We start from the raw sequence: 20,801 nt of genomic DNA, 5'->3' as shown, positions 1-20,801 counted from the left end.
AGGAAAAGATGGCGGTTAGCAGGGACATTGTAGTTTTATTGGTTGAAGATGCCGGTGTAATGAGGTCAATGGAGAAAAAAACTCTTCAAAGCATAGGGTTTTCTAATATCATTGAAGCAAAAGACGGGAATGAGGCGATTGATAAATTAAAGAAAGAAAAAGATATTGAGCTTGTAATCAGTGATTGGAACATGCCGAACATGAACGGGTATGAGCTTTTGCAATGGGTCCGATCGAAACCGAATTTTAAAGATGTCCCTTTTATTATGGCAACAGGACGCGGTGAGAAAAAAGAGGTTGAAAAAGCGTCTAATGCAGGAGTCAGCAGTTTTATTGCAAAACCATTTAATGCTGAAGAGTTAAGTAAAAAGATTGAAGAAGCATTCAGCGGCCCGAGTGAGGGGAATAAAAAAGGAACATGGGAGCCGAAAATCAGTGAATCGGGTAAGGTGATATTCCGTGTTGCACATATTCAGATTACAGACCATCTTGTTCTCGGTGTACTTAAACATATGATTGATTCAGGTAAAGTTTCTCCGGAATATTTTGAGCTTGAAACAGTCTGCATGGAAAGCTGGAATCCTGTGAGCAGCGGGCTGGAGAGCGGGAGTGTTGACGGAGCATGCGTTCTTGCACCCATTGCCATGGATTTGTTCGGTTACGGCGTTCCAATCAAACTGGTGCTTCTTGCTCATAAAAACGGAAGTATTTTTGTAAGGAATAATAAAGGAGGGGATTACCAAAAGCCGTATCAGGATTTTTTCAGGAATAAATTTTTTTACATCCCCCACATGCTGTCGATTCATCACATGCTGGCGCATATGTTTTTCGATAATATAGGGCTTAATGCAAGTTTTACAGGAGGAGAAGGTACGGATGTGAATTTTGAAGTTGTTCCTCCCATTAAAATGCCCAATCTGCTGGCTGAAAACCCTGATGCCTGCGGTTATCTCGTTGCTGAACCTCTTGGTACAAAAGCCATTGCTTCAGGGGATGCTTCTCTGCAGTTTTTTTCAAAAGAGTTGTGGGAAGATCATCCTTGCTGTGTAGTAACATTGCGGGATGAAATTATTGATCAATATTCGGATGCTGTATATGAGTTTTCAAAATATCTCGTAGAAGCTGGAAAATTTATTTCTGAAAAGCCAGGGCTTGCTGCAGAGATTGGGGTATCGTTCCTTGATCCTGACGGCAGCCTGGGAATTAAACCGCAGCTTGTGAAAAATGTTCTGACGGAACCATTGGGAATTACTACAGACGATCTTTATCCTGTAAAAGAGGACCTTGAGCGGGTTCAGCACTATATGCACGATCAGATGAATATCGGAAAGATTATTGATCTTGATGAGTTTGTTGATCTTAGATTTGCAGATGCTGCCTGTGGTGTTAATGGAAGTGCCGCAAAAAAAACAACAGGATACAGCGCAGGTGAAAGGGCCATGGATATTCTCAGCTCAAGAGTTGACGAAGGAGAAGATATAATTGCTGAAGATAGAAGAATTGAAGGGAAATATTTAACTTTTGATCTAGGAGACCAGCAGTTCGGAATAGATATTATGAGTATAAGAGAAATTATACAATTCGCTCCTATGCGTTCTGTTCCGAAATCCGATCCAATATTAACCGGAATTATGAATCTCAGGGGGCGGGTTATACCTGTAATTGACCTTCGTCTTGCCATGGGGCTGGAACACAGAGATTGTGATAGAAAATGCAGGATTATTGTACTTGAATTCGAATCTTTGGAAGGTTCTGTCCAGATTGGAGTTGTTGTTGATAAAGTGATTGCTGTAATTGATGTTATGAAGAATAATATTGATGATGCTCCCGGTTTCAGAACAAATATGAATACGGAATTTATTCTGGCATTCGCAAAAATTAAAGATGATATTCTCATTTTGCTTGATATTGAAAAAATAATGACACAGAAACAGCATGATGAAGTAGAGACTGTGTACAATAATGAAAATGTGTAAATCGGCTTTTATAGAGCCTTTATATTTATAAATTTGTATAAATGCCTATCCTATGGTTGTGATAAAGGCCTGCTTGACGGCATTGGGGGATTATTTTTAAATAGTGAATTAGAAGAGAAAAATTTTGAATTTTAAATGTTGAATTTTGAATTAAAAGATAAAGAGATGTTGAATTTTACCTCTTGATCCACTAATTAATCCACGAATTACACAAATTAACACGAATTAAAAGAATTTAAAATAAATTAAGGGAAATTTTCAGATGCCGGAGAAAAAATTCTCAATCCTGTCGTGCCCATGAAAATGGGCATCCAGAGGAGGGGTGGGGGTTTTAAATACATTATTGATTAACCCCTCCTCCCTTGGTTTCCTCCCGATTCTCGGGACGTTCGTTTTTTAATATTTTTTTAACGGAAATTTCCAGATGCCGGCAAACAACTGTTTTTTTGTCTTTTGTCTTTTTTTATCCTTTATCCTTTTTTCTTATTTTTTTTTAAAGTAAATGTTAATGAAAATCGCTTGACATTCTTCAAGGATTTTTCGATATTAAACGAACGACAATTAAGCAGTTAACAGCAATTCCCCCCTTATTAAAAAAAGAAAATTTAAGGGCATCCTGTGGCTGAGTTTAGAAAAGTTAAGCCTGTCAAACTTATATTCGCTGTAACATTCGCGCAAGGAGTAGATCTTAATAAAGTAGAAGAGAGATTAATATATTTATACGGCGAGGTTGATGACAGAAGTAATGAGTTCGATTTTTCATATACGGATTATTATGAACGGGAAATGGGCAAATATCTCAAGAAATTATTTATTAGTTTTGAAAATTTGATAAACCCGGGAGAACTTGCACAAATTAAGACAGAAACTAATGAGATTGAAAAGGAATTTGCAGAAAAAAACAATAGAAGGGTTAATCTTGACCCTGCATATCTTTCAGGCTCAAAACTTGTTGTTGCATCTGCAAAGAATTTTGCCCATAGAATTTACATAGGAAAAGGTGTTTACGGAGATCTTCAGCTGCAGTACAGGCAGAATGATTTCCGGCCGCATCCCTGGACTTTCCCTGATTATAAATCGGATACAGTTATTGATTTTCTGAAAAGAGTGAGAGAAAAATATTTATCCGGAGACAGATATGACAAAAAAGATTAGTTATAAAGATGCAGGTGTTGATATAGAAGCAGGAAAAGAAGCTGTACGCCGTATAAAATCTGCAGTGCGTACGACTTTTAATGATAATGTCCTTACGGATATTGGCAAATTCGGAGGTTTCTTTATGCCGGATATTAAGGGCTATGCGGAACCGGTTCTTGTAAGCTCTATTGACGGTGTGGGAACAAAGCTTAAAGTCGCAATAATGACAGGAAAACACGATACAATCGGCGAAGATTTGGTAAATCATTCGGTAAATGATATACTTGTAGGCGGCGCGCGTCCGCTATTTTTCCTTGATTATATAGGCACATGCACATTAAAACCCGATGCTGTGGAACAGATAATCAGCGGAATGGTAAGGGGGTGTAAAAATAATGGCTGTGCACTTATAGGAGGAGAGATGGCAGAAATGCCAGGCTTCTATAAAGAGGGAGATTATGACCTTGCAGGGTCAATTACAGGTATTGTAGATAAAAAAGATATTATTGACGGAAGAGAGATAAAAGATGGAGATATGCTTCTGGGGCTTCCTTCAAGCGGGCTGCACACAAACGGGTATTCTCTTGCGAGAAAAGTACTTTTTGATGCAGCAGGTTATAAACCTGATACCTATATTGATGCACTGGGCACAACCGTAGCAGAGGCTCTGCTTGCAGTTCATAAAAGTTATCTTAATGTTATTTCGCCTCTTCTAGGTAAAGTAAAAATTTCAGGTATGTCGCATATTACTGGAGGCGGCATAATAGGAAATACAATTCGCGTGCTTCCTGATGGCCTTACACTTAAAATTGACTGGCGAAACTGGACTGTACCGCCTGTTTTCAGGCTTATTCAGGAAGCGGGAAACGTGCCTGATGAAGAGATGCGCAAGACTTTTAATCTTGGAATAGGGTTTATTTTAATTATCAGGCCGGAAGTAGTTACACCTCTTATGAAGATATTGGAAGATGAAGGCGAAGAACCTGTTGTTATCGGAACTGTACAGGCCGGCAGAGCTTAGGAGGAGGGATAATGTTTCAGATCGCAGCTGCAATTATTCTAAGTTATTTCGCTGGTTCTTTTCCTACCGCAATAATTGCCGGTAAAATAGTTCTTAAAGACGATATAAGAAATTACGGAAGCAAAAATGCAGGCGCGACAAATGTATTCCGTGTAATGGGGTGGAAGCCTGCGCTCGCAGTGCTGTTAATTGATATCGGCAAAGGCGCTGCAGCAGTGCTTTTTATCTCAAGAATAGGAATAGGCAGCAGTGTCGTTAATGCAGATCTGATAAAAATTCTTGCAGGAATGGCTGCAATATGCGGGCATATATGGACTATGTTTGCAGGTTTTAAAGGCGGAAAAGGCGTGGGAACAGCATTCGGAGCCCTTCTTGCACTTACTCCAATACCGTCGCTGATTGCTTTTGGTGTGTGGCTTATAATTGTGCTTCTTGTCAGAATTGTATCTCTCGGATCAATTGCAGCGGGAATTACAATTCCTGCAGTATTATCAATACAAAAATATGTTTTGTATAAAGATGTATCAAATCCTCTTTTAATTTTAGGATTTGTGCTTGGACTGCTGATATTAATTACACATAGAACTAACATCAAAAGACTGATTAAGGGAACTGAAAATAAATTCGGGAACAGAAAAGCAGCAGAACCAAAAGGTGTAAAGTGAAAGATAAAGTAAAAGTCGGAATCCTTGGGGCCGGAAGCTGGGGCACTGCTCTTGCAGTACTTCTTAACTCTAACGGCCATGAAATTACTTTATGGGAATTTGACAAAAAACGCTGTGAAAAACTAACTTCGGAAAGAGAAGACAATAATTTTCTGCCCGGAGTCAAACTTCCGGACTCTATTAAAATAATTTCGGATTTGCAGACAGCAGTTGAAAATAAAGATTTTATATTATTTGTTGTCCCTTCTCATATTGTCAGGCGCGTTGCTGAAAATGTTGACAAGTTCATGCTTGGAGATGCAATTATTATAAGCTGCAGCAAAGGTATAGAAAATAAAACTTTAATACGTTTATCGAAAGTATTGGAAGAAAATCTATCTCAGGCCGCTACTCAAAAGATTGCAGTACTGTCAGGGCCGAGTCATGCTGAAGAGGTGGGAAGAAAAATTCCGACAGCTGTTGTTATTGCTTCGGAAAGCCGGGAAACTGCGGAAAAAGCACAGGCAATATTTATGAATGAAGTTTTCAGAGTCTATACCAGTACTGATGTGGCAGGTGTTGAACTGGGGGGAGCTTTAAAAAACGTAATTGCAATTGCAGCAGGAATAAGTGACGGTGTCGGATATGGAGACAATACAAAAGCAGCATTGATGAATAGAGGAATGGTTGAACTCACACGGCTGGGAACAGCAATGGGAGCTGACCCGATGACATTTGCAGGGCTGTCCGGTATGGGAGACCTTATTGTTACCTGTACCAGCAGACACAGCAGAAACAGGTATCTTGGTGAGGAAATCGGAAAAGGAAAAACTTTGGATCAGGTTCTTGAAAAAATGGTCATGGTTGCCGAAGGGGTGAAGACAACTTTATCTGTGCATGACCTGTCAATAAAAAAAGGAATAGAAATGCCTATATCAGGCCAGGTATACAGAGTTCTTTTTGAAGGCAAAGATCCGAGAGATGCTGTAAGAGACCTTATGACCAGAGATCCGAAAGCAGAAAAATGGGGATGAAAAAGAAAAAGGGGTAACAATGGAGCACGTGTACATTAACGAAGTTTCAAATTACGCAGGAAAAGAGGTAGAAGTCAGAGGCTGGCTTTATAATAAAAGATCAAGCGGCAAACTGTGGTTTTTGCTTGTACGTGACGGTACAGGACTTATTCAGTGCGTTGCATCAAAATCAGATGTTGACAGTTCTTCTTTTGAGGAGTGCGACAAAATCACTCAGGAATCATCTGTTATTGTTACAGGAAAAATTGCTGAAGATAAAAGAGCTCCCGGAGGTTATGAACTGCAGCTTGGCACAGTAAAAATTCAGCAGCTTGCAAAGGATTATCCTATTACTCCGAAAGAGCACGGAACTGCATTCCTCATGGACCGCAGGCATCTGTGGATAAGGTCTATGAGACAGCATGCTATACTGAAAATTCGTCATGAAATAATAAAATCATGCAGGGATTTCTTTGATAACAGAGGGTTTACACTTGTTGATGCACCAATTTTTACGCCTGCTGCATGTGAGGGTACAACAACTCTGTTTGAAACCGATTATTTCGGACAGAAAGCCTATCTGACTCAGAGCGGCCAGCTGTACAGTGAAGCAACAATCGGTGCATTCGGAAAAGTCTACTGCTTCGGCCCGACCTTCCGTGCAGAGAAATCCAAAACACGCAGGCATCTTACTGAATTCTGGATGATTGAACCGGAAGTGGCATATGCTGACCTTGATGACAATATGAAACTTGCAGAAGAGTTTGTGTCATACATTGTTCAAAGAGTACTTGAAGAGAGGCAGGAAGAACTAAAAGTGATAGAAAGAGATACTGCACCTCTTGAAAAAGTTGTAGCACCGTTCCCGAGAATATCTTATGACGAGGCAACAGAGATACTTAAGAAAAACAATGCTGATTTTGAATACGGCGATGATTTCGGCGGAGCTGATGAAACAATTATTTCCGATGAATTTGACAGGCCGGTCATGGTTCACAGGTATCCTGCGGCAATTAAGGCCTTTTATATGAAACACGACGAAAAAGATCCCACAAAAGCCCTTGGCGTTGATGTTCTTGCGCCTGAAGGATACGGTGAAATAATCGGAGGCGGTCAGCGTGAAGAGGATTATGATGTCCTTGTGTCCCGTATTAAGGAACAGGAACTGCCTGTTGAAGCATTTGACTGGTATCTTGACCTCAGAAAATACGGTAGTGTGCCTCATTCCGGATTCGGGCTTGGCATTGAACGTACTGTTGCGTGGATCTGCAAGCTTCCTCATGTAAGGGAAACAATTCCGTTCCCGAGATTAATGCACAGGCTGACACCGTAAGGATAGCAGGCATGCATAAAATGCAGATAGGCGTAATAGGAGGCAGATCAGAATCATCTCAAATTCTGGATGATGCCTTCATAGTCGGATGCGAAATTGCAAAGAGGGGAGCGGCTCTTGTATGCGGTGGTATGGGAGGCGTAATGGAAGCTGCGTGCAGAGGAGCTAAAGAATTCGGCGGCGTTACAATCGGGATTATTCCTGCAGACAAACCGGAGGATGCAAATGCTTTTGTTGATTATGTAATTGCAACTGGTATGGGATCAGCAAGGAATGCACTTATCATTAATTCAGTATGCGGTGTGATTGCAGTCAGCGGAAAATTCGGTACATTGTCAGAAATTAGTTTCGCATTGCAGAAGGGAATACCGGTTGTGTCATTAAAAAGCTGGGAAATCTCAGATAAAATAATTCATGAAGAAACTCCTGAATCCGCAGTAGCGGCTCTTTTTGCAATACTCGAAAAAAAGGTTTGATTAAACATGGCTGAAATCCGTGCACATATAATTGTTTCAGGGCGTGTACAGGGAGTAGGATTCAGATTTTTTGTTATGAAGATTGCAAGGCACCTGAAATTAAAAGGGTGGGTTAAAAATCTATACAGCGGCAAAGTGGAAATTCTTGTTGAAGGCGAAGAAGGGATGGTGGACGAGTTAATAAAAACACTTCCGGTTGGAAACAGAATGGCAGATGTTACAGATTTGAATGTTAAAAAAGAAAATCCGAGGAATGAATTTACAGGCTTTGACGTAGCCTATTAATCGTAAAGGATTTAAAAATGGATAAATTTAAGAATCTGATAAGAGATATTCCCGATTTCCCGAAGAAAGGTATTATTTTTAAGGATATTACAACCCTGCTTAAGAATCCCAGGGGTTTTAAAGATTCAATTGACAGTTTGTGCAAGCCTTATAAAGATTCAGACTTGGATGTTATTGCGGGTATTGAATCAAGAGGATTTATTTTCGGCGGTGCAATGGCTGTACAATTAGGCACAAAATTTGTACCTATAAGAAAGAAAGGCAAACTGCCTGCAGAAACCCTGCAGAAAGAGTATGCTCTGGAATACGGTACAAATGTTATTGAGATACATAAAGACGCAATTGAGAAAGGCGAAAAGGTACTCATTGTTGATGATCTGCTTGCAACAGGCGGAACAGTAAACGCAGCAATTGATCTGGTCAGGGAGTTGGGTGGCAGTGTTGTTGGAGCTGCATTTTTAATTGAACTTGCATTTTTAAATGGAAGAGATAGGTTTAAGGGAGTGCCGGTACTGTCTCTTATATCCTATGACGAAGAATGATGAATAATAAGAAAAATCTTGACTTTTACATCAGAAAGAATAACTTTTATATAAATTCTTTTTGACTATGGTATGCGAATGTAGCTCAGATGGTAGAGCGCCAGCTTCCCAAGCTGGATGTCGCGGGTTCGATTCCCGTCATTCGCTCTTTTTTTTGAAGATAACCAATAAATGTCTATGGAGGTTATTATGAATAAGAAAAGTTTGATCTGGGGCGTAGTTATAACTGTTATTTTAATGGTATCGCCTTTGCTGTTTGCTCAGGGATATGTCCAGGATGTAGGGGGTACAGGAAGGGTAGACTGGTCAAACCAGGTTATTAAATGCACTGGAATCGGTGCACCTAATCCGAATGATCCTGTAACTGCTCAGAGAGCAGGTGCATTACGAGCTGCAAAACTTGATGCATTGAGGAATATTCTTGAGACTGTCAAGGGGATTACTCTTTCATCAGAGACTGAAGTGAGAAATGCTATGATTGTGGATGATAATATAAGCAGCCGTATCCGGGGCGCAATCAGAGGGTTCAGAGTTGTGGACACAAGGTATATGTCAACAGGAGATGTTGAAGTTGATGTTGAAGTTCCGATTACAGGCGTTATGTCAGATGCACTTTTGCCTCATGATTTCGGAGGCGGTGTTCTTATGACAGGCGGCCAGCTTTTATGCCCTGTATGCGGACAGCCCTGGCCTGCCGGTAAACCGGTACCGGCCGGAGTAGAACTTATAAGAACAGGCGGAAATGCAAATAGTAACAGCTCTGCTGTTTATACGGGTTTGATTATTGATGCAAGAGGCCTTAATGTGCGTCCCGCAATGGCTCCTAAACTAATTGACCCTCAGGGCAATGAAATTTACGGTTCCAAATATGTAAGCAGAGACTATGCAGTGGATATAGGAATGGTAGGATATGATAAGGACGTAAATAGTGCTGTGAAAAATGAGAGAGTTGCAGATAATCCGCTTGTTGTTAAAGCCCTTGATGTAAAAGGGCCCAATAAAACAGATCTTGTAATAAGTGAAGCTGATGCGAAGAAAATTCACAATGCAGCAAGTAATATGAATTTCCTTCAGCGTTGTAAAGTTATGTTTATTCTTCAGTAACTCAGACACTTATTGACAATAGGGAGGGCAATTATGAATAGCAGAATTAAAATTGCAGCGGGAGTATGTATTGCAGCACTTCTTGTAATTGCAGGGTGCGGCCCAAAGCCAATCCCACAGCAGTCTATTCTCGATACACCGCAGAACCATTACAAACAAGGCCTGCGCGAGATTGAAAGAGGAAATCTAACAGATGCTGATAAAGAATTTGACCGTGCGATCAGGCTTGCACCGGATTACGCAGGAGGATATGCGGGCAAAGCTTTGATAAACTGTAAAAATAAAGATTTTGGAATGGCTTTTAAAATGATTGATAAAGCCATTGGCAAAGACAAAAAATTCGTTGATGCATATATTATAAAAGGCCGTATTCTTACTGCAGAGAAAAAAGACAAAGACTGGATCAAAAATGCTGAAAAAAGTTTTAACAAAGCGCTGAAAATTGATCCGAAATCCTATAAAGCAATGTACTATCAAGGTATTGCGTACAAAGAAGCTTTTATGTTTAATGATGCTGCAGATTCTTTTAGAAAGGTCATTGCATCAAAAGGTGATTATGCACAGGCTGCAGATAAAGAATGGGAACTTGTACAGAAAATTCAGAGAGCTGCGCCTGGTACTGAACTCGGTAAAAAAATAGCACTGATACCTGAGATTGACAGGTCGGATCTTGCTGTTCTTCTCGTTGAAGAACTGAAAATTTTGACTGTTATTGATAAAAGAAAAACAAAAACTTATGATACAAGTTTCAGGGCACCGGAAGGCCGGACGGAAATGAAAAAGAAAGAAGCGGAACAGGCAAAAATAGCTGATATTTCTGATCACTGGGCAAAAACATGGATTGCACAGGTAGTAAATGCGGGAATTATGGAGAAATTTCCTGATAATACATTCCATCCTGACCAGAAAATAACGCGTGCAAATTTTGCCATGATCCTTCAGAATATGCTGATACTTATTAAAGGCGATAATTCTATTGCAACAAAATATCTCGGATCAACTTCAAGATTTCCGGATGTAAATCCGAGCCATTTTTCATATAATGCAATATGCCTCGCTGTTGACAGAGGATTCATGACTACAAAGAACCTTGACGGCGCTTTCGGTATTAGAGACCATGTATCAGGAGCAGATGCTCTTCTGATGATTAGAAAGTTTCAGAATGCTTTAAGGCTTACTTTTTAGAGAAGGGAGAGTATCATGAGAGCTGTTAAAAATATCGTTTTATTCCTTTTTGTCCTTCTATTGCTTTCCGGAGCTACATTTTTTGTATACGCTCAGGACCAGGCAGGACTCCAAAAAGAGAAGAGTGTTGTTGCCACCGGAACAGGTTCAATAATTGGGAACGATATCGCACATGCTCGTGATGATGCCATACTTGAAGCTCTCAGGCGAAGTGTTGAACAAACCCTCGGCATGATGATCGAATCTGAAACACTTGTGAAGAATTTTCAGGTTATTGATGATAATATAATGTCAAAAACAAAAGGGTATGTAAAAAATTATAAAATTGTGCGGGAACGCAAAAGGGATCAATATCTGTATGAAGTTACAGTTCAGGCGACTGTTAAAATGGCTGATATTGAAAATGACCTTGAAGCCATACAGAACCTTATGCGCAGGAAAAACACGCCGAGAATGATGGTTATTATTGATGAGCAGAATATCGGTGAAGCACCGGGGTCATTTTCCTATCTAAGTACGGATTTAAACACAGCTGAAAATACTATAATGAATGATTTTATGGAAAAAGGTTTTAAATTCGTAGATCAAAGGACTATTCAAAGGAACCTTGACAGAGAAAAAGCCGCGGCAATCCTAAAAGGAGATGTTGCAGAAGCTGCAAGCCTTGCACGTGCAATAGGAGCTGAAGTAATTATTACAGGCAAGGCTATGGCTAAATCTACGATTGTGGAGGCCTTTGGTGCAAAACAGAAATCTCAGCAGGCAACTGTCAGCGTGAAAGCAATAAGAGCTGATACGGGAGATATACTTGGATCTGCAATGGCAAACGGAGCATTTCCGCACATAGATGATGTTGTAGGCGGTACAAAAGCAATAGCTAAAGCCTCCCATATTGTTTCAACTAAGATTATGAATAAGATTCTTGATAAATGGCAGGATGATCTGTCTTCAGGAGGAGTTATTGTTCTGAAAGTAAAAGGGGTTAAAGGCTTTTCTACACTGGCAAAATTGAAAAGGTTTCTGTCTACAAGTTTGCGGGGAGTAAAATCAGTAAGTCAGCGTGATTGGTACAATGGTTTTGCAACTCTTGAAGTTGTTGTAACTGAGAATGCTGATAGATTTGCAGAAAGGCTTGACGGCCAGAAAGTTTCTGATTATAAAATTAAAGTTACCGGAATAAGTCAGAATGTGATTTCAATATCATTTATTTCTTCGATATATTAAATTTTGAGGCAGCGCTATGCGGAAAAATATAGTATATTTTACTTTTTTTGCAGTAATAATTTTACTTTCATCAGCAGCCAATGCACAGCTGAAACGCCGTATTGCTGTATTTTCGTTTGAAGATAAAACCTCTCACCCCTATAGATGGTGGAACGGGGGCTCTCCCGGAGACGGAATGGCTGACATGCTTGTAACCACTCTTGTAAAGAATGGAAAATACAGAGTGATTGAACGTCAGGAAATAGATAAAATTATGCAGGAGCAGAACCTGGGCCAAAGCGGCAGAGTTACTCAGCAGAGTGCTGTAGCAATCGGCCGTCTTCTTGGAGTTGAACTTGCTGTATTTGGTTCAGTAAGTGAGTTCGGTTATAAGAAATCCAGTACACGGGGAAGAATTAAAGGAATTGGTATTGGTGTAAAAAAACAGTCTGCTACTGTGGCAATTGATGTTAGAATTGTGAATACTACTACAGGAGAAATTCTTGCAGCGGAGAATGTGAGGAAAGAAGAATCTTCATCCGGGCTGTCATTTTCTTCAAGGAATGGAAGATTTAATGACAGGACCAGCTTTGATAATTCTCTTGTAGGAAAAGCAACGCGTAATGCTGTTAATGCAGTAGTTGCTTTAATAGAAAAACAGATGGAAGTCATGCCGTGGAGCGGTAAGATTATTCTTGTCAAAGGTTCGATTATCTATATTAAACCTGGATCTGAGGGAGGAGTAAAAACCGGGGATTTATTTACGGTCTATTCAAAAGGGGAAGAATTGATAGATCCGGATACAGGGCTTTCTCTCGGTGTTGAGGAAAAGAAGACAGGAGTAATTAAAATAACGGGGCTGATTACAGGAGGTAAGGCTGCAAAAGCTGTTATTGTAAGCGGCAGAGGTATGAAAAAAGGCGATATTATAAAAGTTAATTAATTGAAAAGAAACAGGTAACAGGGAGGGTTTTTTAAAAGCCCTCCTTTTTAAATATTTTATGAAAAATAACATTACCCAAAATTATCTGTCTGTAATTTCCATATTAGTTTTTCTGTCTGCATTTATATGGGCTGCATATTCAGTCTTATCTCCCCTTTTTGTGGGGATTCTGCTGCTAATTATACTTGCAGGGTTAAGAGAGTACAAGGCGGCAAGAATTCTTTCATTTGTTGTTTTTTTTATACTTTTTATATGGTTTTTATCGTGGACTCAGTCTGTAATATTCCCATTTGTCATTGCAGGTATTACAGCATATCTTTTTGATCCTGTTGCAGATAAGCTTCAGAATGCCCGTTTTTCAAGAACAGTATCGGTAATGATTATTATGCTGGTTTCGTTGGGGCTTGTAATAATCTTCGGGTTCCTGCTTTTACCAGCACTTGTCAAGGAAATACAGGATCTTATACAAAAAGTACCGCAACTTGCAGTACAGACAGCTGATCTGGTCCAGGATATGACACCGAGAGTCCTCCATTTTCTGCACATAGATGTTGATACATTTAAAGAACATTTTATGGGGAATATACCTACTACTTTTGAGCAGATTCTGTCCAATGTGCTGAAAGGTGTTACAGGAATGAGCACCTTTTTAAGCAGAATTTTTAATTTGATTCTGATTCCGATCTTAACATTTTATTTTTTAAAAGATTTTGATGTAATTAAAAAATGGCTTCTTGACCTTGGCCCGAAAAAGTATAGAAAAAATATCTATTTTTATTCATGGAGACTGAACAGAATCCTGGGACAGTATGTCAGAGGACAGATAATCGTCTGTACATTTGTCGGAGTCCTTACAACGGCAGGGCTGTTTATTTTTAACATACCCTTTGCAATTTTAGTCGGTGTTATGACAGGGCTTTTAAATGTTATCCCGTTTTTAGGCCTTTACATAAGCCTGGGATTAGCTCTTCTTACAGCACTTTTTACTTCAAACCCTCTTATGGCTGCAATAGAAATAGGCGCTGTATTTCTTGTTGTACAAGGGCTTGAAGGTTATGTAATATCTCCGAAAATTGTCGGTGACAGAGTTGGGCTTCATCCTGTTGCAGTTATTTTTTCAGTACTTATTTTCGCAAAGATATTCGGATTTTGGGGGCTGATAATAGGAGTTCCTACTGCGGCATTAATAAAATTCTTTATAGATGAGTGGAAAAGAAGAGAACGTTGGAGAGAGATTCTTGAACAAAAGAGAGCTTATAGTTCTGAAAACAGATAAGGGGAGCGTATCTGAAAAAGCAGGGATAAAACCTTATGATGTTATCAAAAGTATTAACGGCAATAGAGTGGAAGATGTTCTGGACTTCCACTTTTATTCTATTGAAGATAATCTCTCAATTGAGCTTAAGAGAGAAAATCAAAAAGTAGTTGTTAATATTGATGACAGCAGTAATCTCGGTATTGAATTTTGTCCAATGAAACCGAGGAGATGCGGAAATTCCTGTATTTTTTGTTTTGTTGATCAAAACCCCCCGGGATTAAGAAAAAATCTATATTTTAAAGATGAAGATTACCGATATTCTTTTCTGCATGGAAATTTTGTTACTTTAACAAATATAACAAAGCATGATATGGAAAGAATTGCAGAGCAGAGGCTTTCTCCCCTTTACATATCTGTGCATGCTGTTGATCCTGATGTAAGGGAAAAAATGCTTGGCCTTAAGAAGGACGATCATCTGTTAGAGAAGATAAAATTCTTAACATCAAACAATATTGAGCTTCACGGACAGATAGTTTTATGCCCCGGAATTAATGACGAAGAAATTTTGCAAAATACTATTGAATCTTTGTCAAAATATTATCCTGATTTCAGATCTCTCGCAGTTGTACCGGTAGGCCTTACGTCTCACAGAGCAAAACTTCCACCGCTTAAAAGAGTTAATGAAAATATTGCACGTGAGATTCTGAAAAATGGAAGAAAGAATCAGAAAAAATTTATTAAAAAATTCAAGGAATCGTTTGTCTATTTCAGTGATGAGTTTTATCTTAAAGCCGGAGAGAAATTACCTGATAAATTCCATTACGGAGAGTTCTGGCAGATAGAAAACGGAGTGGGGCTTGTGAGGGATTTTATTGATAATTTCAGGGAAGAGAAAAAACAATTTCCAAAAATTATTGAAAAAGAAAAGAGTGTATTAATTATTACAGGAAAGCTGGCTGTATCAATACTTGAAAAGCATGTTATTAAAGAACTTAACAAAATTAAAAACCTTAGTGTAAAAATGCATGCTTCTGAAAATTCTCTTTACGGGCCCGATGTCACTGTTTCCGGCTTGCTGTGCGGAAAAGATTTTATAAATGCAGGGGAAAATACAGATGCGGATACATTGGTGATTCCGGGGAAAACAATAAACAATAAGGGACTTTTTCTTGATAACCTGAATATCGGTGATGTTGAAAAAGCAACTGGTAAAAATGTTATACCGGTTGATAATTTTGCAGAGATGTGGGGAAATTTATGAATAAGCCTGTAGTGGCAATTGTGGGAAGGCCGAATGTAGGCAAATCTACTCTGTTTAACAGGGTGATTAAACGACGTGAAGCAATTGTTGATGATCAGCCGGGTATAACAAGAGACAGAAATTATGCAGATGCCGAGTGGATAGGACAAGAATTTACTGTTATTGATACAGGAGGATTTGTACCGAAATCTGCAGATGTAATTGAAGAGAAGGTTACGGAACAGGCTCAGCATGCTGTAAATGAGGCGGATGTAATTATATTTCTTACTGACGTTACAACAGGCATTACAGATATTGACGATGATGTTGCCAGGCAGCTTAGAAAGAGCAAAAAACCATGTATACTTGTTGTTAATAAAGTTGATAATGAATTAAGAGAATCGGAAATTGCAGTCTTTACCAAGATGGGGCTTGGCGACCCTATATCTATATCAGCATTAATCGGCAGAGGTGTGGGTGATATGCTCACTATTGTTGCACAAGAGATTGAGAACTGCGATTATAAAGAAATCCCTTCGCATGAGAATGAAATACGCCTTGCAGTTGTCGGAAGGCCTAATGTTGGCAAATCAACATTTATTAATACTATAATCGGAGAAGACAGGCATGTTGTAACAGATCAGCCCGGGACAACGAGAGATGCAATTGATTCTTATACAAATATAAAGGGGTACAGGTTTATTATGGTTGATACAGCCGGCCTGAGAAAAAAAGCCCGCGTTAAAAAGAGCGTTGAATATTACAGCAACATAAGGACACAGAGCGCAATTAAAAGAAGTGATGTCGCCTGCCTTTTTACAGATGCAGAAGAAGGTATAACTTCACAGGATATGCATATATTAAAAAGTATAGTAGAGTCCAGAAAGGGTGTTGTGCTTGTTGTGAATAAATGGGATCTTGTAAGAAATGATGAAGATAAATCGCGGGAAGCTATGGATTCCTTTATCAGATTGAGAGGATTCGAATACGTACCGCTTTTACGTGTGTCCTGTAAAACAAAGTTTAAAATCAATCAGGTTATAAAAGGTGTAATTGAAGTTGCAAATGAGCGTAAAAAGAGAGTTTCCAGCCATGAACTGAATCAAATGCTTGCTGAACTTAATCGTTACTATCAGCATCCTGCAGTGCGCGGAAAACGTATTCGCGTGCTTTACGGAACTCAGCCTGATGCAAGCCCTCCAAGGTTTGTCTTTTTCTCAAATTATCCGAAACTTGTAAGTAAAAATTATGCAAGATTTCTGGAAAATCAAATCAGGTCACGATTTGGATTCAGAGGTGTACCGATATCAATAACATTTAGAAAGAATTAATAATGAAATACCTTCTGTATGCTGTGGTTATAATTATTTTTACTAAGAATTTATTCTCTCAGACGTTTGAGGCAAAGCTTAATCAAGAGATGCAGCAGGGCAATATCTCAGCAACAGATGCTCTGTACTTTAAAGCAGTAAGAATGTTTGAACCCGGATTTCTGCCTGAATATTTAAAAGCATATAAAGAGGAACCTGTTAAATGCGGAACTCAGCTTATGCATCAAATTTATCTTCACAGGAATGAATTCTCATCAAGCCAGAGAAAAATAGTTTCCAAAATATTAAGCAGGCCTGTGCTGCCGAATAGTTTTGTAAGTCCGCAAAAGCTGTTTAAGATACACTATACTACAGAGCAGAGTGATTCAAGCAGTGTTTCTAATGCAGATTTAGATAATTCAGGTGTTCCCGACTATGTTGAGGAGACAGCATACAGCCTTGATTATTCTTTTCATGTTGAAGTCGAAAATATGGGTTTTAAATCGCCTCCGGATGATAACAATATTGACGGCCCTGAATGGGATGTTTACATTATGGATTTAAATGGATTTTACGGTTACACGAGTTATTCAGACAGATCAGGAGGAGGCTGGATAACCTACATAGTAATTGATAATGACTATAAGGAGACGAACACAAAGGGTATTAAAGGGATGCGGGTCACAACTGCACACGAATTTAATCATGTTATTCAGTTCGGGTACAATTTCCGTGATACCGATATATTTTTAATGGAAGCCTGTGCAACGTGGATGGAAGATGTTGTTTATGATTATGTTAATGATTATATATATTATTTGCCGGAATTTTTTAGGGGCTCAAATTACAGCTTTAGTTATAATTCCGGAATGAGGATGTACGGAGAGTGCCTGTGGTTTCACTATTTGAGTAAAAGATTCGGAGATAAACACTTAGTCCCGTCAATATGGGAAAATATTGTAACCTTGCCTGTGATTGATGCTATTGATAAAACTCTTAAAACCCATGGTTCCTCGTTTAACGATGAATTATCTCTGTTCTATACGTGGAATGCTACTACAGGGCCTATGTCTGATACTGCACGTTTCTATCCTGAAGGCGATTTATATCCTCAGCAGCGTGCAGATAGAATTTTTACTTTGTCAGGTGATACTGCGTTTTCTGTAAATATCGTGGGAACAGGTGCTGCATACTATAAATTCATTGATGGCAATGGTGAAAGCTGTATGCTTATACCTCTTAATATAAGAAGAAGCACATACTCAGCTTCGGATTCGGCATATCTGAAAATTTCACGTTATTCAAAGTCTCCGTTTTTAACTCCAGTAGGCAATTATGCAAGTGCCGGTATTGTGTCTGATAATCCTCAGATATGGAAATGCGGATCTGTTGATTACAGCTCTGAAGGATATGTAAACAATGCGGAAGTATTTGAAGGTGCAAAACCGCTTTCAGAAGAGAATTTACCAAAAAGTTTTCCAAATCCTTTTAACCCCGGTTCAGGCAGCCTATTAACTATTCCTTTTCTTTCTGATAAGGAGGGTTTGTGTGTATTGAGGATTATAACACCTTCAGGTTTTCTTGTGTATAAAAATCAAAAAATGTGTTTACCTGATTTTGATTTTTATTCATGGAACGGTATTGGAAACATCGGAGAGCAGGTAGCGTCAGGGGTATATATTTATTATATTCTGCAGGGTAGTAATGTGATAAGGAAGGGTAAAATTGCTGTAGTAAGGTAGGGTAGATACTTGTCACAAATCCCCGCTGCTGTAGGCGAACATTTCTACATCCATTTCCGGGCGGAGATTTTCAGATTGCAGTATGTTTTATAATATCTTAAGTTTATTATATTTTTTAATTTAAAGACGCTGTTTTTTACCTTCCTAATCAGGAGTAGAATGAAAAATTCTAATATAAAAATGATACTGACTGATTTCGACGGTACGCTTTTTAGATCTGACAGAGCTGTCAGCAGGCGGGATTGGAATACTCTTATCAGCTTGGGTGAAAACAGTGTTACAAGAGTTGTTGCCACAGGAAGATCCTATTTTTCATTTTCAAATGTTGTTTCGAATGATTTCCCCATTGATTTCTTAATTTTTTCTTCCGGTGCAGGAATAATGGACTGGAAAACCGGAAAAATTCTTAAAAAGCATTCAATGCATCCTGATTATGTTGAGACAATGATTGATAAACTAATCAAAATGAATGTTGATTTTTTTGTACATTATCCTGTTCCTGAAAATCATGCATTTAAATATTTTTATTCGGGAAGAGAAGAAACGGATTTTTCTGCAAGAGTTGCTCTTTACGAAGATTATGCAGAGCCCTTAAACGGCAGAGCTGAAAAATTCGGGCCGGCATGTCAGTTTATTGTGATTATTCCAAATGATGAGGATCGCTACTTTTCTATAACAGATGAGCTGAAAGGGACTCACATAATCAGAAGCACATCCCCGCTTGACGGAGAGTCAATATGGATTGAGATATTTCCTCCTGAGGTGTCAAAAAGCAGTGCAGCCGAATGGCTGTGTAAGTTTATAGGTATTGAACAAAAAACTACTTTTGGTATTGGGAATGACTACAATGATATTGATCTTCTCAAATGGACAGAAAAGTCCGCAGTTGTATCAAACGGAATTCCTCTTCTTAAGAATTTATACACTGTTGTAAAAAGCAACAATGAAAACGGATTTTCCGATGCAGTAAGAAAGTTTGCCGGAATATAAATGACTGATAAGTTAAAAGCAGATAAAAACAGATATTTTTTTGAACAGGGGTTAAGATTCTCATGTAAACAATGCGGAGCATGCTGTACAGGAGCTCCGGGTATTGTAAGGGTAAGCAGAGAAGATGTTAAAAGGATTTCGGAATTTTTAAATATTTCCAAACAAGACTTGTTTTCCAAATATCTGAAAACAGGTGAACATGGCGTTGTTGTCAGGGAGTTTGATGACGGCAGATGTATTTTTTTTGATAAAGGATGCAGGATTTATCCTGTCAGACCGGTGCAGTGCAGGTCATTCCCTTTCTGGTTTAAAAATTTGAGAAATGAAGATGTGTGGAAAAAGACTGCAGAGAACTGCCCCGGAATAGGGCAGGGGGAATTGTTCTCTTTTGAAGAGATACTGGAACTGATTGATTATTCTGTTAAATGATGTTTTTTCTGATAGAGGATTAAATAAACCCCACCCATGGATTCCCTCTAAAAACATGAGGGAATGACATCATCAGAATACCGTCATGAGCGGAGATTTTCAGAAAATGTTTTATCCTTTATCCCTTTTTGTCTTTGCGGTCTCTGCGAGCGTTGCGAGAGACCAGGTGCAGGGCAGAAAAGAAAGATATGTCCTATAACATCTTAAATTTATGGTATTTAATTAATTTGCAGGTAAAATAAAATGAAACCTCAAAACCCCGTTCCCGTACAATTATTTGTCGGTATTCTTTATTCACAAAAACAATTGCTGGATAAAGCGTTCTCTCTTCTATACGATGAATTTGGTGAAACAGGCGTAAAGAGCAGAGAGTACAGCTTTGATGTCTCCGATTATTATGTAAAAGAGATGGGAACTCCTATTTATAGATGTTTTTACAGCTATAAAAAATTAATCGATCCGGGCAGTATTGCTTTAATAAAAATCAAGACAAATGAAATTGAAGACCGGATAGCTGAAGGATCTGACCGTAAAGTAAATCTTGATCCAGGTTATCTTGATTATGATAAGGTGGTTCTTCCTTCTGCAAAGTACAACGGAAACAAGGTTTATCTTGAAAAGGGTATTTGGGCTGATCTTACCCTGTTTTATTCCAAGGGCAGATTTACTTCGTATCCATGGAGTTTCCCTGATTTTAAAACAGGGATGTATGACGAATTTTTCCTTGAGTTGAGAACTCAGTATAAAAAAGCCGTATTACAGAAATCATACTGAGAAACCTATTTTATATATTTATTAATTGCAGAGAAAATAATATATTGTAATGTTGTCACGATTTAAAAGAAGTAGAGATACAGAGTAAAACAGGAGATTTTGAGAATTCTTATACCTGTACTCATTAATTCAGAACAACCTGTAAATTTTATTAGGAGGGTAACAAAATGAAAAAAAGATACTTACTGATTGCAGT

20 protein-coding genes and 1 tRNA gene are annotated in these 20,801 nt (G+C 38.7%); all 21 read left to right on the top strand.

The features are described from left to right. Positions 1-8: 8 nt before the first annotated feature. The 21 genes from J7K93_12560 (at position 9) to J7K93_12460 (ending at position 20,605) form a co-directional block, all read left to right on the top strand. Entirely contained in the window at positions 9-1,976 is a 1,968-nt protein-coding gene (locus J7K93_12560; protein ID MCD6117841.1) for a chemotaxis protein CheW, read from the top strand. Positions 1,977-2,594: 618 nt separating this feature from the next. Further along, on the top strand, positions 2,595-3,131 hold the full coding sequence (locus J7K93_12555; GenBank protein MCD6117840.1) for a DUF4416 family protein: 537 nt from the start codon (positions 2,595-2,597) through the stop codon (positions 3,129-3,131). Continuing rightward, complete coding sequence (locus J7K93_12550; GenBank protein MCD6117839.1) at positions 3,115-4,134, top strand: phosphoribosylformylglycinamidine cyclo-ligase; 1,020 nt, start codon at positions 3,115-3,117, stop codon at positions 4,132-4,134. The genes J7K93_12555 and J7K93_12550 overlap by 17 nt, the downstream gene beginning before the upstream one ends. 11 nt (positions 4,135-4,145) lie before the next feature. Continuing rightward, complete coding sequence (gene plsY, locus J7K93_12545; protein MCD6117838.1) at positions 4,146-4,799, top strand: glycerol-3-phosphate 1-O-acyltransferase PlsY; 654 nt, start codon at positions 4,146-4,148, stop codon at positions 4,797-4,799. After that, entirely contained in the window at positions 4,796-5,812 is a 1,017-nt protein-coding gene (locus tag J7K93_12540; protein MCD6117837.1) for an NAD(P)H-dependent glycerol-3-phosphate dehydrogenase, read from the top strand. Before plsY ends, J7K93_12540 begins: the two co-directional genes overlap by 4 nt. Positions 5,813-5,831: 19 nt before the next feature. Beyond that, the gene (gene asnS, locus J7K93_12535; GenBank protein ID MCD6117836.1) at positions 5,832-7,124 is read left to right on the top strand and encodes an asparagine--tRNA ligase; all 1,293 of its coding nucleotides are present in this window, start codon (positions 5,832-5,834) and stop codon (positions 7,122-7,124) included. A 20-nt stretch (positions 7,125-7,144) separates the two neighbouring features. Then, on the top strand, positions 7,145-7,600 hold the full coding sequence (locus tag J7K93_12530) for a TIGR00725 family protein (GenBank protein ID MCD6117835.1): 456 nt from the start codon (positions 7,145-7,147) through the stop codon (positions 7,598-7,600). Between the two features lie 6 nt (positions 7,601-7,606). After that, positions 7,607-7,885: an acylphosphatase gene (locus tag J7K93_12525; protein MCD6117834.1), complete on the top strand. Its 279-nt coding sequence runs from the start codon at positions 7,607-7,609 to the stop codon at positions 7,883-7,885. 17 nt (positions 7,886-7,902) lie between these two features. Beyond that, on the top strand, positions 7,903-8,427 hold the full coding sequence (locus J7K93_12520) for an adenine phosphoribosyltransferase (GenBank protein MCD6117833.1): 525 nt from the start codon (positions 7,903-7,905) through the stop codon (positions 8,425-8,427). A 74-nt stretch (positions 8,428-8,501) separates the two neighbouring features. After that, positions 8,502-8,574, top strand: a tRNA-Gly gene (locus J7K93_12515). A 42-nt stretch (positions 8,575-8,616) separates the two neighbouring features. Continuing rightward, positions 8,617-9,531: an LPP20 family lipoprotein gene (locus tag J7K93_12510; protein MCD6117832.1), complete on the top strand. Its 915-nt coding sequence runs from the start codon at positions 8,617-8,619 to the stop codon at positions 9,529-9,531. 33 nt (positions 9,532-9,564) lie between these two features. Beyond that, positions 9,565-10,716 (top strand): S-layer homology domain-containing protein, encoded by a 1,152-nt coding sequence (locus J7K93_12505; protein MCD6117831.1) that lies wholly within the window; start codon positions 9,565-9,567, stop codon positions 10,714-10,716. Between the two features lie 15 nt (positions 10,717-10,731). Continuing rightward, the gene (locus J7K93_12500; protein ID MCD6117830.1) at positions 10,732-11,940 is read left to right on the top strand and encodes a hypothetical protein; all 1,209 of its coding nucleotides are present in this window, start codon (positions 10,732-10,734) and stop codon (positions 11,938-11,940) included. Positions 11,941-11,956: 16 nt separating this feature from the next. Further along, the gene (locus J7K93_12495) at positions 11,957-12,862 is read left to right on the top strand and encodes a hypothetical protein (protein ID MCD6117829.1); all 906 of its coding nucleotides are present in this window, start codon (positions 11,957-11,959) and stop codon (positions 12,860-12,862) included. A gap of 58 nt (positions 12,863-12,920) precedes the next feature. Then, complete coding sequence (locus J7K93_12490; GenBank protein MCD6117828.1) at positions 12,921-14,138, top strand: AI-2E family transporter; 1,218 nt, start codon at positions 12,921-12,923, stop codon at positions 14,136-14,138. Next, a complete protein-coding gene (locus J7K93_12485) occupies positions 14,101-15,381 on the top strand; it encodes a DUF512 domain-containing protein (GenBank protein MCD6117827.1) in 1,281 nt (426 codons plus the stop codon). The genes J7K93_12490 and J7K93_12485 overlap by 38 nt, the downstream gene beginning before the upstream one ends. After that, positions 15,378-16,691 carry a ribosome biogenesis GTPase Der gene (gene der, locus J7K93_12480; protein MCD6117826.1) on the top strand — a complete coding sequence of 438 codons (1,314 nt, stop codon included), beginning with the start codon at positions 15,378-15,380 and terminating at the stop codon, positions 16,689-16,691. The genes J7K93_12485 and der overlap by 4 nt, the downstream gene beginning before the upstream one ends. Before the next feature lie 2 nt (positions 16,692-16,693). After that, entirely contained in the window at positions 16,694-18,412 is a 1,719-nt protein-coding gene (locus J7K93_12475) for a hypothetical protein (GenBank protein ID MCD6117825.1), read from the top strand. A gap of 159 nt (positions 18,413-18,571) precedes the next feature. Beyond that, complete coding sequence (locus J7K93_12470) at positions 18,572-19,402, top strand: HAD family phosphatase (protein ID MCD6117824.1); 831 nt, start codon at positions 18,572-18,574, stop codon at positions 19,400-19,402. Then, positions 19,403-19,831, top strand: a complete 429-nt coding sequence (locus J7K93_12465) for a YkgJ family cysteine cluster protein (protein ID MCD6117823.1) — start codon at positions 19,403-19,405, stop codon at positions 19,829-19,831. It abuts the gene before it with no gap. 243 nt (positions 19,832-20,074) lie between these two features. Continuing rightward, positions 20,075-20,605 (top strand): DUF4416 family protein, encoded by a 531-nt coding sequence (locus J7K93_12460; GenBank protein MCD6117822.1) that lies wholly within the window; start codon positions 20,075-20,077, stop codon positions 20,603-20,605. Positions 20,606-20,801 lie beyond the last annotated feature (196 nt).

The organism is bacterium, assembly GCA_021158245.1.
Classification (GTDB): Bacteria; Zhuqueibacterota; QNDG01; order QNDG01; family QNDG01; genus QNDG01.
The sequence above is the reverse complement of the archived record's forward strand: the minus strand, read 5'-3'. Positions and strand labels throughout refer to the sequence as shown.